This window comes from Shewanella sp. DAU305, from assembly GCF_026802235.1.
Lineage (GTDB): Bacteria > Pseudomonadota > Gammaproteobacteria > Enterobacterales > Shewanellaceae > Shewanella > Shewanella baltica.
Window position 1 is genome coordinate 3613112 of record NZ_CP113808.1, and the last position, 16195, is coordinate 3629306.

The 16195-nt window shown below is 44.3% G+C and carries 15 protein-coding genes; 4 read left to right on the plus strand and 11 right to left on the minus strand.

The window, feature by feature from the left end; genetic code table 11:
• Positions 1-81: 81 nt before the first annotated feature.
• The 3 genes from OX890_RS15285 to OX890_RS15295 all read right to left on the minus strand — a co-directional run bounded on the left by OX890_RS15285 (position 82) and on the right by OX890_RS15295 (position 1839).
• A complete protein-coding gene (locus tag OX890_RS15285; RefSeq protein ID WP_268649494.1) occupies positions 82-795 on the minus strand; it encodes a helix-turn-helix transcriptional regulator in 714 nt (237 codons plus the stop codon).
• A 109-nt stretch (positions 796-904) separates the two neighbouring features.
• On the minus strand, positions 905-1354 hold the full coding sequence (locus OX890_RS15290) for a GyrI-like domain-containing protein (protein WP_268650618.1): 450 nt from the start codon (positions 1352-1354) through the stop codon (positions 905-907).
• Positions 1355-1455: 101 nt separating this feature from the next.
• Positions 1456-1839: a VOC family protein gene (locus OX890_RS15295; RefSeq protein ID WP_126492310.1), complete on the minus strand. Its 384-nt coding sequence runs from the start codon at positions 1837-1839 to the stop codon at positions 1456-1458.
• A gap of 196 nt (positions 1840-2035) precedes the next feature.
• Between OX890_RS15295 and OX890_RS15300 the strand changes: the two genes are divergently transcribed.
• The gene (locus OX890_RS15300) at positions 2036-2953 is read left to right on the plus strand and encodes a tyrosine-type recombinase/integrase (RefSeq protein WP_126492312.1); all 918 of its coding nucleotides are present in this window, start codon (positions 2036-2038) and stop codon (positions 2951-2953) included.
• Positions 2954-3281: 328 nt separating this feature from the next.
• Positions 3282-3950 carry a recombinase family protein gene (locus OX890_RS15305; protein ID WP_268649495.1) on the plus strand — a complete coding sequence of 223 codons (669 nt, stop codon included), beginning with the start codon at positions 3282-3284 and terminating at the stop codon, positions 3948-3950.
• Between the two features lie 858 nt (positions 3951-4808).
• Here the strand turns inward: OX890_RS15305 and OX890_RS15310 are convergent.
• Entirely contained in the window at positions 4809-5348 is a 540-nt protein-coding gene (locus OX890_RS15310; protein WP_268649496.1) for a hypothetical protein, read from the minus strand.
• An 87-nt stretch (positions 5349-5435) separates the two neighbouring features.
• On the minus strand, positions 5436-5837 hold the full coding sequence (locus tag OX890_RS15315) for a hypothetical protein (protein ID WP_268649497.1): 402 nt from the start codon (positions 5835-5837) through the stop codon (positions 5436-5438).
• A 245-nt stretch (positions 5838-6082) separates the two neighbouring features.
• Between OX890_RS15315 and OX890_RS15320 the strand changes: the two genes are divergently transcribed.
• Positions 6083-6697, plus strand: coding sequence for a hypothetical protein (locus OX890_RS15320; protein WP_268649498.1), 615 nt, complete (start codon positions 6083-6085; stop codon positions 6695-6697).
• Positions 6698-6991: 294 nt separating this feature from the next.
• Here OX890_RS15320 and OX890_RS15325 read toward each other — a convergent pair whose 3' ends face one another.
• The 4 genes from OX890_RS15325 to OX890_RS15340 form a co-directional block, all read right to left on the minus strand.
• A complete protein-coding gene (locus OX890_RS15325; protein WP_126492319.1) occupies positions 6992-8713 on the minus strand; it encodes a phospho-sugar mutase in 1722 nt (573 codons plus the stop codon).
• A 191-nt stretch (positions 8714-8904) separates the two neighbouring features.
• Entirely contained in the window at positions 8905-10443 is a 1539-nt protein-coding gene (locus tag OX890_RS15330) for a hypothetical protein (RefSeq protein ID WP_126492321.1), read from the minus strand.
• 226 nt (positions 10444-10669) lie between these two features.
• A complete protein-coding gene (locus tag OX890_RS15335; RefSeq protein ID WP_126492323.1) occupies positions 10670-11656 on the minus strand; it encodes a TerC family protein in 987 nt (328 codons plus the stop codon).
• Positions 11657-11951: 295 nt separating this feature from the next.
• Positions 11952-12536 carry a hypothetical protein gene (locus tag OX890_RS15340; RefSeq protein ID WP_126492324.1) on the minus strand — a complete coding sequence of 195 codons (585 nt, stop codon included), beginning with the start codon at positions 12534-12536 and terminating at the stop codon, positions 11952-11954.
• 545 nt (positions 12537-13081) lie between these two features.
• On the opposite strand from OX890_RS15340, the gene OX890_RS15345 reads away from it, so the two are divergent.
• Entirely contained in the window at positions 13082-14701 is a 1620-nt protein-coding gene (locus tag OX890_RS15345; RefSeq protein ID WP_268649499.1) for a peptide MFS transporter, read from the plus strand.
• A gap of 38 nt (positions 14702-14739) precedes the next feature.
• Here OX890_RS15345 and OX890_RS15350 read toward each other — a convergent pair whose 3' ends face one another.
• A complete protein-coding gene (locus tag OX890_RS15350) occupies positions 14740-14979 on the minus strand; it encodes a DUF3624 domain-containing protein (protein WP_259577345.1) in 240 nt (79 codons plus the stop codon).
• 93 nt (positions 14980-15072) lie between these two features.
• Positions 15073-16194 carry a 2-alkyl-3-oxoalkanoate reductase gene (oleD, locus tag OX890_RS15355; RefSeq protein ID WP_268649500.1) on the minus strand — a complete coding sequence of 374 codons (1122 nt, stop codon included), beginning with the start codon at positions 16192-16194 and terminating at the stop codon, positions 15073-15075.
• Position 16195: the final 1 nt, after the last annotated feature.

Below are 16195 nucleotides of genomic sequence, written 5' to 3' on the forward strand. Positions count from 1 at the left end.
CACGAGTATCAGAGAGATCTCGATACAACTAGCGAATTACTAGAATGTTACTAGCAAATTAGAAATGTAATAAAAAGCCACTCATTCGAGTGGCTTTTCTTTTGCTTCGGCTCGCGCCTTCGCATGTTCATCCATCAGGCAAATATAATCTTCCAGCTCTTGACCAGGTGCTTCTTCAAAATGACGGTTCAACCGCACAAGGCCTGTGATGCGATCGACCCTGAAATTACGAAAGGCCGAACGCAGCTCACACCATGTCAGTAAGGTCCAAGTGCCACGCCAAAAATAGATGGCGAGCGGGCGCACTTCACGCTCGGTGACATCAAGTTTGACGTCTTGATAGAAGAGTTTGACGTATTCGCGGCGCTGAGCTGAGTTACGCAGCGGATCGAGGAATTGAAACTCATTGGAGTCGAGGTAAAAATCCGGTGAAAACATCAAGGATTGATAGGCTTGTAGTCGTTTTGGCAATACGGCTTCGACTTTGATCATCGCCTGCCTAGCGGCACTACCAAGCTCCTTACCACCCCAAGTTTGCACCATACGCATGCCAACTTGAATCGCTTCGAGTTCGGCTTCGTTAAACATCAAGGGCGGAACATTAACCTCGTGGCGCAACAAATAGCCGACACCCGCCTCCCCTTCAATGGGAATGCCACTTAAACACAAATCCTGCACGTCACGGTAAATCGTGCGCGTGGACACCTCTAACCGTTCAGCCAACTCTAGGGCTGTGGTCAGGCGTTTATGTTTAAGAATTTGCACTATTTGAAATAGGCGGTCGGCGCGGCGCATTGACTCTGATTCAATCCTTTAGTTGCCTATCAGTTGATTAAGCATTGTGAGTTTACATAAATCACTGACATATCCTGATACTCACTTGAGTGATATTTTACGATTTAAATCATGAAATCCCGATATAAATCTCAACCTCAGTGGCGCTGAGATAGACTTCAAAATCAGTTTGATAACGCCGCTGATGCGGACAATCGTTAGCACTAAAATAGCCCCACACTTGTCCCCAAAGATCGATAACACACTGGGGCATGTCACCTTGACCGGTGAATTTAAGGTATTTACCGGCTTCAAGATCCAGCGACGTGAAGTGGTTTGCCTCAACAGGGGCATCAATTGCCTTGCCCACCAGCACAGCAAACTCGCCATTCATGTCTGACTCATAGTCATAATACACGCCATACATGGGCGAATTGAGCATAGCGGTGAGCTGTGATGATTCAAAAAAGGCTTGCCATAAACTGCCAATTTTAGCGCCATCGGCGGACATTTCGGCCCGATTGTTCGTGCGGGTGCTCAATCCAAGTAGCGGTCGAGCATCAATATAAACCACGTCCATCTTTGTTTCTTCCATAGAAATCTAAACCCATGCTTTAGTTAATTGCGTGATCTTAGCGTCGTGCCTTAAGGCCACGACGCTAATACATTAATCACTCGAGACTACTTATCCTTAGACCACAGACCCACTTTGTTACCTTCGCTATCGGCAAATAAGGCGATATAACCACACTCACCGTCTTTTATCGGTGTGACTGGCAGGATAATCGTCACCTCTGCTGCGATAAGTTTATCCACTAAAGGTTGCAATTGTGCGCTGAAATGCAGATACACAGTGCTGCCTTGCATTGATGGCTGGCTCATGCTGCATTTGACTAGCCCTATGCTCGCCGCATTAGCATCTTCGGTGACTATCGTCGCATATTCCATGTCTTCCATATCGTCACGTTTAAACTCAACCCCAAAATGCTGCTGATAAAAAGCAACGGCACGGTTCATGTCACTGACAGGAATTTCACCCCAAACTAACGGTGCAATAGATAACATTTTCACTTTCTCCTTGTTGAAAAATATCAATGATTCAAAACCTTATTTATAAAATTCAGGACTGAATCATTAACGGGCGACAACAAGAATAAAACAAGGCTACTGACAGCATGATGTCAGTAATGATCGAGCCTTCGTAAAATTTAAGTCGTTGCCTTAGCAAGGAAAGTCTGTGTACAAAGTAAAGGACGTGTACATGGCAACTTATAGAACATTACCTAGCGGCAATATTAACGCAATGGTGCGCTCCAAAGGCCAAAAGGCAATCACCAAGACCTTTAGAGCAAAAGCTGAGGCAGAGGCTTGGGTAAGCCAAATAGAAGGCCATATCTTGATTGCAGGCTCACTAGCGCATTGTTCAAACTTATATCTAAATACACTAAAAGGTCGAGGAGGCACTGAGGCAACTACTTACAGAGCGACTAACTTAATCAAGGGGCTTCCACTCCAAGCGAAGGATATAACGCTTAAGCACATTGCGGCCTATACCCAAGAAAGGCAGACCTTAGTTAGCGATTCCACTATCCGCCTAGAGCTTCAATTACTCAGCCGTATACTCAAGTTTAACCATCTACCTAATATCCTTGAAGGATACAAATTACCTAGGGCTGGCAAGCCTAGGGAACTCGTAATCGACCCTATTCAATATCAGATGTTACTCAACAATATATCGCCTAAGGTTGCCCCTCTGGTGATCTTAAGTTATGAAACAGCTATGAGGCGCAGCGAGTGCCTTAGCATAACCACTGAATGTATTAACTGGCAGACAAAGACGTTGAGGCTAACCAATACTAAGAATGGTTTTGACAGGGACGTGCCGTTAAATAGCCGAGCATTGGCGGTACTCAAGGAAGCCATTAGCACAGCTCAGGGAGGCTTTCTATTCACAACTAAACCTAATCTAGTTAGCCAAGCATTTAGGCGGTCCTGTGATCGTTTAAACCTACCTAAGGCACTGTGTTTTCATTCATTGAGACACACAGCCATTACACGATATGCAAACCGTAAACTCAATACCCTTCAACTTCAGGCCATTTCAGGACATAGGAATATCAGCATGTTGGCGAGATATACCCACATAAAAGCGAGTGATTTAGTTAGTTTATTAGAGTAATTGCTATCGGTTTACTAAGTCGTTGATATTGGAGTTTCAAAAAGTGAGAGAGAAATGTACGGCAACTAGTGTATGAGTCGACTTACCTAGTTTCCCCCATAGGGGGGGGGGCTTACAGCCCTCTCAAGGCTATTCAAACCAATTATTAGAGGCTTGCCAGTTTTATTAGCCCCTCACTCTTTAGTATTGAAAATGTGAATAGCATCACTTGTTACCTCATCCCTAACTCATAACAGAATAAGAATATCTACTTGACCAATCGTATTCAGCAAGTATACTTCAATGATAACAGCGTTACTTACCCAATTACCTAGGCTTACGATACCAAATGAATACACCTGAATCAGATAACGACCGATACCACATGCTGAATACACCTAAGCTTATCATTCGAGCTTACCTCAGGGCGTCCACCAGCGAGCAAGATAGCAGTCGGGCTAAACCTGAGTTGATGGCATTCACCAAAGCCCATGGGATGGCCGTTACGACCTTTTATCAAGAAAACGTATCAGGTACTAGCTCAAACCGTCCAGAGCTTAACAGGCTTATTGAGGAAGCCTCAGAGGGCGACATATTATTGATTGAAAAGATGGATAGGTTAAGTCGTTTACCTTGGGAGTTGTGGCAATCACTTAAAGCCAAGATAGCCGCTAAGGGGCTAATCATCGTTATCGTTGACCAACCTCAGACACACTCAGCCCTAACCACAACTGATAGTAACTCAGGCTTCATACAACGCGCTCTAACGGCTTTTATGCTAGACCTAGCCGCTGGTATGGCTAGAGACGATTATGAGACTAGAAGGGCTAGGCAGGCGCAAGGGATAGCAAAGGCTAAGGCAGAGGGTAAGACTTGGGGTGGACAGAATAAGGATGCTCAGTTACATGAGGCCATCATTACCCAATTGCAGACCATGAGTATCAGGAAAACCGCAGAACTATTAGGTTGTTCTGTATCAACAGTTCAACGGGTTAAGAAGCAATCCGATATAACTTAGCGGGTTTCGTCACCACCCTCTCAATAAAAACAATGAGTTACACTATTCGAGCTAAGAGGCTGGCCCTTATCCAGCCCACTATTAGAGAGAATACTAGCCGTCTAGGCCTTAGTTAGAGATAATTATAGAAATTACTTGACACGTATTTGTTAATAAAAGTCCGCAATCATTAACATCACAGTAAGCCATTGGTTTTATTGATAAAAACAACTAGTACCGCTATGGAATAGGATATTAGCCATCTAGGCGTCCCAGAAACACACACCTTAAATCACCGTTAAGAGTGCCTCCTCAGGGCATTCGATACTTATCTTCCTGCATTCAATTGCAAACCAGTCAATCCCAGTAATTTAATTAAGCACTATCAAGGCCGTAGTGAGCAACTTAATTAGATGAAGTGATTGGCTGGTGGAAGGTCAGTATTTCGCCCACCTATGGCCTTAGGGTTGGCGCTGAGATTATCTTCAAGTTACAGCCCACAAAGTCTTTGATAAAGGCCTAAAGAAGGTAAACAAAAGGCTCCTAATTTAATTTCTTATTTATCTTCTTAAAAGATTAAAACCTTAAGATGCCTCCTAGAAAGAGATTTTAAAAGAGGTAAATAAATGGGTAAAAGCAACCTATTAGGCCTATTGAGTCGCTGATATCGATTAATTTACTCCTAACTAAAGTATACTTTATTAGCTAATCAAATAGGCCTACCTAAAACATTTTTAACATCATCACCATTTTGTTATATTAAAGTAAACTACAACCTCAGCTATATCGAGATAACAAACTAATACATAAGATATATTTAACAATGATAGACAAGTAATTATCTAAACTGTATGTACATTTGACATGCCAGACTTATATTCAATTAATCCCTAAGCATTGTTTATTAGCTAATGCATATGCTTTTTTATAGTTCTCCAATTCAAAATATTCTTCGGCGACATCAAATTTCTTAGCTACGTCTAAAGGTGACACAATCTCAACAGTAAGAGGTTCTTCACTATTAAGCATTTTCTTCATATTCGATGTTAACCCATCCGAAGTGGTTAATGAAACTATTGATAACCTTTTTGTGGCATTTTTTACATTTACAACAAGTAATTCTGCATCGAATGAATGTTGTTTATTGCTAAATTTAACAATGACATTTTTACCTTCAATGTCTTTAATAGACTTATCATAGCTTGTGTAATGGACAATCAGATGATCTATTGAACAATCCTCAGACATTTTTGCAATCCCCAGATCATGGCTATAGACTGTAGCACCACGCGTAGTAAATAATGTTAAACCATGAGATGTATTTACTGTCCAATTATCAAAAGTTGCTGCTTGAGTTAATGAGCTAAAGGCTAAACAAAAAACAATAACAGCCTTACTCATATTTGTAACTGATTTCATATCTTAAACTCTCTTCTGGACTGATATAAAGGCCACATTATTATTCAATGTTCATCGATATAAACCAATTCATTTAAATATATGACATTATAAATCAATATCTTTACTTTCTATCACTTTCTCATATGTACCACATGAGTGTCTTATATATAAATTTTTAAAAAACTCTATGTCATAACCAAGGTTTGCAAAATAATCAATGCTACCTTTCCGAGAGTGCATTGTTGCTTCATAAAACCTTATAGAAATACTGACTTGATCATTATCAACTTCCCCCAGAAGATTTGATGCATTCATGTAATTCACAAAAAAGTTTCTAAATTCTACGCCAATGACTGGATTGCGTATATTTAACATCTCTCTTGTAACGTAACAATGTGGCGCATATTTAACTATATCCACAGCCTTAACTCGTTCATTCGCAAATAAAGGGCCAGATGAAAACCCCATAAAAAAAACAATTACTACTAATACTTTATTTGACCACACAATATCTTCCTTAATTTACAAAAATTTAATTAATAACGTATATAGCTACAGGGAATACTAATTTGGAGAAAATATCTATGAAATTAAAACTCATCCACTGTAATAGAAACGACACAAACCTTATACCAATCAACAATATAACATCAACAATACGATGAACTCTAATTGTAAAAGTTGTGAACAATATCACTCTAAGCTAGATAGTTCAAAGCAGTTAATTAAAAGAATACAGGAGGCGAGTAAACATGTGTAAGGTGTATGGAATTGGGATTAATGATATAAAGGACTCAACAAGGGACTCAACCTATCAAACATGGAAGGATATGCTTAAACGCTGCTATAAGCTCAATTCAGGTGCGATAGTATGCAAGCAATGGTTAACCTATTCTAACTTCAAAAGCTGGTATGAGGTCACCTCAGAGCGTATTCGCGCAACTGGCTACCAAGGTAAGTTAGAGTTGGATAAAGACTTGAATTGCCAAAATGGACTAATGTACTCACCTATTGATTGCACGTTGTTACCACCTGATGTAAATATTTTATTGGCTAAACTGGGTTGTTCATCCCGTAACAATACAGGTCTAGCAGGTGTCTCCATGGTAACTGACCGTAAGCTAGCCAAACCTTATTCAGTATCTCACCGTATTAACGGGAAAAATACACGGCACACATTCACGACGCCTGAGGAAGCATACTCATTTAGATTAGGTTACTTTGTTGGGCGGATTGAAAGTTCCTTAGATACTTATTCAGACATGCTTAAAGCACAATGCAAGTATCACAGCTTAGCCCGCTTAAGCTCAATTGAGGTCCTATCTCAATTTGAGTCAATGGATGCGATGGTAAAGTCATGCGGTTAGGCGCTGCTACCTGAAATCTATAAGGGCTATGCCTTGCTAACTTCAAAGCATGAAACGTAAGCATGCGGGCCAAGGACGGCTTAATAATTAACCATAGGGCGTGTACAAGGCACTATGTACATGAACAAATATCATAGGTAAAATAAGAACTTCATTATTTTTCCAACTAACTGACTTTCCTAGAGTTCATTAACGGGCGACAACAAGAATAAAACAAGGCAAACTGACAGCATGATGTCAGTAGCCTTTTAATAAAAGTGAATGTTGAGGTTTTTGGCTTAGCAGTTAAAAGCGTTACTTTGGCAAACTGGCTTGGTGCGCCTGAATAAAATCATCCATGGCTTTGCTCGCTCTCGCTTGGGTACTGGCTAAGGTATCCGTATCGACCATAGTTTCAACCACTTCGTAGTAGCACTTAATTTTAGGTTCAGTACCAGATGGCCTAACGATCACCCGAGCGCCACCCGCTAAGCAATAGGTCAATACATCACTCGGTGGCAAGTCGATTTTCTCAACGCTACCATCGGCAAAACGACGCTCAAGGGCTTTTAAATCATCGGTTGAGAGCACGTCATGCTCACCAATCTTCACGGGGGGATGTTCGCGTAAATAGGCGCCAATATTAGGCGTGTCAGGTTTTAGTGCAATACTCACCTGTGCATTGAGATGGAAGCCATGCTCACGGTAAATTTGCTCGAGTCTGTCCCAAATCGTTTGCCCCTTCGCCACCAGCTCGGCAGTTAATTGGGCAAATGCCACCAGCGCCGACAAGCCATCTTTATCCCACACCATGCTGCCAACTGTGTAACCAAGGGCTTCTTCATAGGCAAACAGGAATTGATCCTCAGGGGACGTTTTCGCGATACCCACATTCATCAGCCACTTAAAGCCGGTGAGCGTGGTAAAGCTTTGCGTGCCAAACCCTTGAGCAATTTTAGATAACAGACTCGATGACACTATCGTAGTGCCCGTAAGTCGCTGATTATCTTTAGCGTGAGATAACAAGTAATGCCCAAAGAGCACACCGACTTGATCGCCCGTTAGCATCTGGTACTCGCCATCATCACGACGCACTGCAACCGCAAAACGGTCGGCATCGGGATCGTTAGCACAGGCGAGCATAGCGCCGTGTTTTTTCGCCTCGGCGATCACTAAATCCATCGCGCCCTTTTCTTCCGGATTGGGGAAGTTCACCGTCGGGAAATCACCATCGGGTTCGCGCTGGGAGGCTACCGAATACACTTGGGTGAAACCCGCATCTTTCAATACAGTTTCGGCCATCTCTGCGCCCACGCCGTGCATGGCGGTATAGGCTAAACTGACCTTTTCTGGAGCCGTATGGTTTTGCAGCACCTCAGCGTGCTGCACGCCATGGCGATAGCTTTGGTAAAAATCGTCCTGCAGGAGTGTCAACTTACCTTGTTTTATCGCCTCATCATGTTCTAAAAACGGAATAGCTTGATTCGCGGCGCGCTCAATTTGCGCGGCAATGCCAGAATCGTGGGGCGGAATAATCTGCGCGCCATTGTCCCAATACACTTTATAGCCATTGTATTGCGGCGGGTTATGACTCGCGGTCACTACAATGCCTGCTGCCGCATTAAAATGTTTCACCCCAAAGGCCACCAGCGGTGTCGGCGCCACTTTAAACGTTAAGCGTACCTTAATGCCCATAGCGGTCAGTACGCTCGCCGCATCATGGGCAAAATTGAATGAGTCGTGGCGACCATCATAACCAATCACCACACCACGCTCGGCGGCATCTTTAATCTGATCAAGTAGATAAGCACCAAGGCCTGCCGAGGTTTGACGGATCACCAGACGGTTCATCCCCATGGGTCCTGCGCCGACCACACCGCGTAATCCTGCGGTGCCAAACTCTAAGCGACCGGCAAAGCGCGCCGCGAGTTCGGCTTCATTGCCGTTATCAATTAGGGTTTGTAATTGGGTTTGAGTGCGAGGGTCAGGATCATTTTCAAGCCAATGGTTTACCTGTAACTGCAGATGGGTATTCATAACACGCCTCATTGAAAATCATTTGCAATCACATTAGGAAAAACAGCGGCGAAGAACAAGCTAATTTGCATTAATTTCAAAATCAGCTGAGGCTTAATTTCGGCATAAACTAAGGCTGAGCATAAAAAACGCACTATCTGGTCATTCATGACGGATAGTGCGTAGGTGTTAACCTTAAACAAACTTCAACATTAGCGAGAAGGTAAAGTGCCCTCGAATACGCGCACTTTGATGTTCTTTTTCAGGTTATCTTGGTCTTCTTGCCATTCTTGCCACTGGGTGAGACTGATGCTGAGCTGTAATGAAAAGTCAGTTGAAATCCACTCTTTTTGCCCTTGGGCATATTTAGGTACGGGGACTATGTTGCTTGGCCCAACAAAGGATGCTGAGCACATAAAGGTTTTGAAATACACTTGGTCAATCGATAAATCGAGGGCGCTGGGCGATGTTAAGCATTGACCACTGCCCGGCTCTTGATACGAGGCAAATTGGTACATGATTGCCGGAGTATTATTAGTGCTATCAGGAACGGATGCGGTTTGATGGCAAGATAAACAGCTACTTAATGCGTTATCCGCAGGGCCATTTAAACGTCCGTTACACCCTAAGTGTCCCGCATTGGTGTGCTCATTCAAGCGACCAACGACCTCTTGAAATACAGCGCTATCCTTAAGCCCTGTGATTGGGTTTTGAGGGAATGCTGCCGCTCCCACTGTGGCAGGCGGCGTATCATTACCCCACATTAATCCCAGTGGAGAGATACGATCCCAAGGATTTTTCTCTTTCGCTTTAAACTGACCATCTGCGACAAAAGTGCCATAGGCCCAGCCCACGGGCGAGCGGCTGTCACGCACTGCGATGTCAAACTGTAATAAGTACACATCGGCGACAGAGCGCGGGCATTGCTCTGTTTCCTGTTGGAAACTGCAAGCACTGCCATCGGCATTTTTACATTCGCAGAAATCACTGGCACTGATATTGGCTTGCCATACGGGTACGTTCTCAAGGAAAGGATAATTATTGGGCGTTGCTGTGGTGAACAGTAACTTACCAATCACACTGCCTTCATTAAATACAAAATTTTGCTGCGGCATCACAGGTGACGGCGCTCCCGTCCATACCTTGCCAATGCTATTTGCCGCCTGAGGATTATAAAACCCCACCGCCCACATAGTGGTTTTCAAATCGCCTTGGCCTTTTATCTCCATAGTGACGGGGGCTTCGCGGGTCAAGCCGTGGATAAATTCCCGCCCACTCATAGGATCATAGGTCTGATAGGGAATATGGTACCAAGAGCGAACCTTGTTATTACACAAATCCCAGTCCTTACTGATATCGCCTTTGTCGATGTTCCCCTCTTGAATGTACTTCATCACAGCCCAAAGGTATTTCCACGCTTGGGTATTTTTATCTGTCTCACTCAGACTTTTATCGAAGGGATTGAATTCAAGCCAAGGTGCAGCATTATCTTGCTGCGCACTCGAATAGGCGTCGCTCAAGCTAAAAATAGGTCCCTTCCAGCCCGAATAAGCTTGGTTGATGATGACTTGATTGTCCCACATACCTGTTTTATTGAACGCGGGGTCTTGGAAGTAACTTGGGTAAGCTCCCGTACAAGTGGAAGTTACATTAGATGCTGTATCAGTTGCTTGTTTGTCTGCAGCTTTTGCACTGACAGTAGTCAATGAACAAAGTGAGAGCATGAGTATGGCGGCAATGTTAAGTTTCATAATATCGTCCTTGAAGAGTATTAGTCCTAAAAACTCCCTTTGTGAGTCTCGGCACCAGCGGCGACTCAAAGTAAGCATAGACTAATTTTTAATATCCTCATTTTTTAACATCCTCTGTAAAGCTCAACGATTCGGATAGTAAGAATATAAAAAAGGCCGTTTAGCATGGGCTAAACGGCCAAGAGATTCGTTATTGGACTCGCCACAAGTCACGCAAACTATTTCCCTATTTATCGATTTCTTGGCCGCGCGTTTTCCACAACGAGAACAAGACCCCTGCGACTAACAGGCCGAACGTCACCCCAAGAGACAGTGCGGTTGGAATAGTAAAGTCCACTATGCCCTCGTGATTGAAATACACTAAGCCCACTTTTACCCCGATAAACACTAATACCACCGACAGCGCGTATTTAAGGTACTCGAAACGATGCACCATAGCCGCCAAGGCAAAATACAAGGCACGTAACCCCAAAATCGCGAAGATATTCGAGGTATAAACGATAAAAGGATCTTGGGTAATCGCAAAAATAGCTGGAATACTGTCGACAGCAAACACTAAATCCGCGGTTTCCACTAAGATCAACGCTAAAAATAACGGCGTCGCCCACCATCCTTTTGATAACTGATGATCTTCACCCCGTACCCAGAACTTCTCCATATGCAGTGTCGGCGTAAAACGCATCTTAGTGCGTAACCATTTGTAAAACTTATTATCTTGGATATCACTGTGCTCGTCATTGGAGAAGAGCATTTTCACGCCAGTGAAAATCAAGAAGAGTCCAAATAACACCAGTACTCCTTGATACTGGGCAACGAGCACTGCGCCAAGGCCAATCATAATCGCGCGTAGCACTATTACACCCAAAATACCCCAGAAGAGCACTCTGTGTTGGTATAAACGCGGAATCCCTAAGCTACTGAAGATTAAGGCGATAACAAATACGTTATCCATAGACAGCGATTTTTCAATCAGATAACCCGTCAGGTATTCCATACCCGCCGTTGAGCCCTTGTACCACCACAGCCAAGCCCCAAACAGTAAGCCCATACAGATATAAAAGGCTGAAAGTTTTAAACTTTCGGCCACAGTAATTTCATGCTGCTCCTTGTGTAATACGCCAAGATCGAAGGCCAATAATGCCAGCACAAAACCGAAAAACATCAACCAAACCCAAAGCGGGTAACCCACAAATAGGGTGGTAAAAAACTCCATAAGTCTCCTTAATAACCAACATAACGGCTGAGCGAAATCAGCATAACTGAGTCTGAAAACCCATAGGAATCCTAGGTATCAAAACAGTGACTATCCAGATAAATCATTCTTAACATCAAAAGCTAATTGATTAAAATTGAGCTTATATCCACCGCCATTGGCATCTAATACCTATTTCATTCAACACTGCTGTGCAACCGATACGCAAGTCTCCGATGCAGAGCGAAGTCTACTCGTTACCTTGCTTTCGGGCGTAATAACGTCCTAACGCTAACAAACGGTTGTTTTACTATTTCTAGTCGAGTCGCTGCCAAACTTCGACTTCTTTTAACTCACCATTTTCAACTCTTTGAGTATGTAACTCTTGGCCCTTAATGGCATAACTAAACACAAACTCCGCACCTTTAGCTGCACCAAAAGAGTTAAGCTCTGGCCGCTCTGTATACTCAGTCGCCGTTGCCTGATAAGTCCCAGAGCCCGCCGCCCAGAACTGGCTGACACCGTCCACATTCTTCATTGTGGTAAAACTAAAGTGCCGCGCTGATATCACTTTAATTGCACTCAAATTGAGGTTCTGATAATCCACCCATTCGTGATTTTCATTTAAATAGCGACCTGAGACTAGTTGCCAACTTCCCACTAACGCAAGAACTTGCGCTGGAACTTGCGCAGCTGATCCAGTGGCCGTATCGACACTCGCTTCAGTGCTCGCTGTTTCAGCACTCATCACTACTGAACTGGCAGTATCAGCATAGGCGCCTTGTGTCCAAACAAAGCCACTCGCACTGGTGAGCACGGCTAACAAGGTAAAAGCCTTCACATTCTGGCGAACCACACTCATTAAACTAACAGCACTAATGGCACTAATAGAAAATCCCATGAAAATATCCCTTTATAAAAGTACAAAGCCGCTAGCGCTAAGTTCTCATGTTGTGGAGGTATCTTCAACAGCACAGAGTCGAGATCAAGCACGCGCTTAAAATAAGGGATAAACAAGAGCTAAACAAAATCTTTAGCAATACCTTAAGCGGCTCGCTAAACGACGCCTTAAACATCAAATCGGCACAGAATCAAAGCCCTAAAGCCATCTTTAAAAACTAACTCAGTCGAATTCTGGCCACTATGTAGCACTCATTGATTAACTGAAAATGAATTAATTGAGCCACTTAATCTGACTCAAAAACAGGTTAACCACAGTTTCAAAGAACGGCAAAATGGTGAATTAAGTAAAATATTCATCAGTTTCAAGCCCCTTGGCTGTTCCATAACATCCGAGTGTGATTAACTGCAGCTACAGCAGCGTCTTTTAGCAAAAAAACAAGGCTGCAATAACCACTAATAATGAAAAATAATTAATAAAATTCATTACGATCAAATGAATCAATCGATGCTCGGTGCATGAAGCGCCAGCAATGGGAGTCTTAAGTGTCAACAGAACAACATCCTCCGCACGTTATGCAAGGCCCACAGGGTTCGCCCCCGCCCGAAATGATCTTTGGGCATCCTAAGGGCTTGTTTGTCTGCTTTTTTACCGAAATGTGGGAACGCTTCTCCTTCTACGGCATGAAGGCATTACTGTTTCTTTATCTGATTAAATATCATCTGTTTACCGACGAATTTGGCTATAACGTCATTGGCGCTTACGGTGCTTTAGTGTACGCCATGCCCGTGGTCGGTGGTTTATTGGCCGACCGCTATATCGGCATGCGTAAAGCGGTGATCTTCGGTGGTATTTTATTGGTCCTCGGCCACTTAGGCATGGCCTTTGAAGGCCATCAAGCGGTCATCGTCGCCGGTGAAGTTCAGCGCGATGAACAAGCACTTCAGGTATTCTATTTATCCCTCGCCTTGATCATTGTCGGTGTGGGCTTTTTAAAACCTAACATTTCAACCATCGTCGGTCAGCTGTATCCCGAGTCATCTCCAAAGCGGGATTCAGGCTTTACCATTTTCTACGCTGGCATCAATTTAGGCGCCACCTTGGCCCCGCTGATTTGTGCTTATTTAGGTGAAACCTATGGCTGGAAGTACGGCTTTGGTTTGGCAGGTTTAGGCATGTTAGCGGGTTTATTGGTGTTTATTCGGGGTAAGAAACATTTGCAGGGCTTCGCCGAACCCAGAGATCCCGCAAGAATTTTAAAGAAAACCGCTGGCATCACCACAGAGCAATGGATTTATTTAAGCGCCATCGGCAGCGTAGTGCTGGTCTGGGGCTTAATTCAAACCCACTCCCTTGTGCTTTCTATTAGCAGTTTATTACCCGCTGTGAGTCCAGTGATCTGGTTCTTGCACTCAGTATCTCTGGTGCTCGCCCTCGGTATTGGCTGGTTTATGGTGAAACACTGCAACCCGATTGAACGTCAACAGATGTCGGCCTTACTGCTGTTCATCGTCGCAGGTTTGGTCTTCTTCGGCTTATATGAGCAAACCTACGGCTCATGGGTAGCATTTTCGGACCGCGTGATGGACCGCAACATGCTCGGCCTCGAATGGAGCGCGGGACAGTTAACCTTCCTCGGCGCCTTCTTTGTGATCAGTTTATCGCCCATCTTTGCTTGGCTCTGGCCTGCCCTCGCCCGTAAACATTGCGATCCGAGTAAACCAGTTAAAACGGCACTCGGCATTTTGTTCGCAGGTTTATCCTTTATGGTGCTAGTACTCGGGATCCAAATGCCGCTAAGCAGTGGCTTAGTGAGTATTTGGTTTTTAGTCGCGGCTTATTTTGTATTAGAAATCGGCGAGTTATTGCTGTCGCCCATAGGCTTATCTGCCGTAACTCAGCTTTCGGTAAAACGCGTGGTTAGTCTGATGATGGGCGCTTGGTTCCTCGGCACATCATACTCTGAAATCTTAGCCGCCGAATTAAACAAGCTCGCCGCGATTGATACCCAAGGTGGCGTAATAAGTGACGTACCGAGTGCGATGGCGCTATATGAGCAACTGTTTATCTTCTCGGCGCAAATTGGCGTGGTAATGGCGTTAGTCTTCTTTGCCCTTGCGCCATTAATGAAGAAAATGATGCACGAAAAAACAGCGACAAGTTAAGGCTAAGCCCAAGAATTTAAAAGGAAAGGAAACTTGGCTTACTCTCGACCTCTGAGGCGACGGTAAGCCAAGACAATAAGATGTAAAGCCAATAACCCCGTAAAAGCGGTGCAGAAAAAAAGTAAGGCAATCGAGTTCACTTCCCGCGGCGCGTCATAATAAAGCCACCACCACAGCGGCCAACCGATAGCCGACAAAGCTGTAAGTTGCCACATACACCGTTTGCAGCGACCAATTTTTTGCCTGAAAATCGATGTATTACAGTCACTGCAACTCATAAGTCCCCAGCTAAACTATGCCCACAATAATAGTGCCAATAAGAGTGCAAATAAGAGCAGGCATATTGAATATCAAGCACACTCCTAATAACACTATAGTGACGCTTTAAGTCTTGCCATCCCTTCATTGATAGAGATAAGTGCACGATAGCCTAAATCTCGCTTGGCGGCGCTGATATCAAAATAATGGCTGCAGGATAACTGCCGTGCTACGAAGCGCGTCATCATGGGCTCTTCTTGCTTCTTTAGTAGAAAATACACAGTTTCCAACACGGCGCCTGCTACATATGCTACAGATTGCGGCACGCGCTTAGTGACTGGCGGCAAAGCATCGCAAGCCAGAATTAGATTGAGCATTTTGGCCATAGTGATGGGTTCATCATTACTCAAAAAATAGGCTTTCCCCTGACACTTAGGCTTTGCTTGGCACAGTTCTAGCGCGGCCAGCACATGGGCATAGGCGGCGTTGTCTATGTAGATGGTATCGACCAGCTTATCTTCACGGCCAACCAGTTTAAGCTTATCTAAACGGCCCCGCGCTAGCACCCTAGGCACTAGATGGGGATCGCCAGGACCCCAGATCAAATGCGGCCTGAGCGCGACAGTTTTTAAAGCGTAGGGTGCAGAGGCTTGAGTTGCAGCGGCACTTTCAACCGATACGTCACCCACTTGATTGGCATCAAGCATCATCTTTTCGGCGATGGCTTTGGAATGGGCGTAATAATTAAGGAAGGATGTGGCATAGGGAGTGGATTCATCTATACCGGATTCATCCTGCCCCGCAAAGGTCACACTCGGGGTACTTGTGTAGACTAACTTATTTATTTTTAATGCTTTACAAGCAGCAATCACATTTGCGGCGCCCTTAACATTCGGGCAAAAATAACTGTCTCTATCGCCCCAAACACCGGCTTTAGACGCCGCATGGAACACGATATCGCAGCCTTGCATCGCCTGTTGCAACTGGTCTTTATTGACTAAATCCCCTTGCAACATGACTACGCCCAGCGCTTCAAGTTCGGGATAATGCCCACGGGCAAAACCTGTGACCTTAATGCCCGCGGCTAACAATCTCAAACAAATCGCTTTACCTAAAAATCCCCCCGCTCCCGTCACAAAGGCGTGTTGCACCTTAAGGGCGAGCTGCGCGAGTGCAGTTTGTTCAGCCGCATCAAATTGCGCAAGCGTCGTGCTCTTGATTGGGTTTATCGTCATT

Bases quoted from the DNA above. Each gene is read 5' to 3' on its own strand.
- OX890_RS15285 (WP_268649494.1), bottom strand. From the start codon at position 795: ATGCGCCGCGCCGACCGCCTATTTCAAATAGTGCAAATTCTTAAACAT.
- OX890_RS15290 (WP_268650618.1), bottom strand. From the start codon at position 1,354: ATGGACGTGGTTTATATTGATGCTCGACCGCTACTTGGATTGAGCACC.
- OX890_RS15295 (WP_126492310.1), bottom strand. From the start codon at position 1,839: ATGTTATCTATTGCACCGTTAGTTTGGGGTGAAATTCCTGTCAGTGAC.
- OX890_RS15300 (WP_126492312.1), top strand. From the start codon at position 2,036: ATGGCAACTTATAGAACATTACCTAGCGGCAATATTAACGCAATGGTG.
- OX890_RS15305 (WP_268649495.1), top strand. From the start codon at position 3,282: ATGAATACACCTGAATCAGATAACGACCGATACCACATGCTGAATACA.
- OX890_RS15310 (WP_268649496.1), bottom strand. From the start codon at position 5,348: ATGAAATCAGTTACAAATATGAGTAAGGCTGTTATTGTTTTTTGTTTA.
- OX890_RS15320 (WP_268649498.1), top strand. From the start codon at position 6,083: ATGTGTAAGGTGTATGGAATTGGGATTAATGATATAAAGGACTCAACA.
- OX890_RS15325 (WP_126492319.1), bottom strand. From the start codon at position 8,713: ATGAATACCCATCTGCAGTTACAGGTAAACCATTGGCTTGAAAATGAT.
- OX890_RS15330 (WP_126492321.1), bottom strand. From the start codon at position 10,443: ATGAAACTTAACATTGCCGCCATACTCATGCTCTCACTTTGTTCATTG.
- OX890_RS15335 (WP_126492323.1), bottom strand. From the start codon at position 11,656: ATGGAGTTTTTTACCACCCTATTTGTGGGTTACCCGCTTTGGGTTTGG.
- OX890_RS15340 (WP_126492324.1), bottom strand. From the start codon at position 12,536: ATGGGATTTTCTATTAGTGCCATTAGTGCTGTTAGTTTAATGAGTGTG.
- OX890_RS15350 (WP_259577345.1), bottom strand. From the start codon at position 14,979: ATGAGTTGCAGTGACTGTAATACATCGATTTTCAGGCAAAAAATTGGT.
- oleD (WP_268649500.1), bottom strand. From the start codon at position 16,194: ATGACGATAAACCCAATCAAGAGCACGACGCTTGCGCAATTTGATGCG.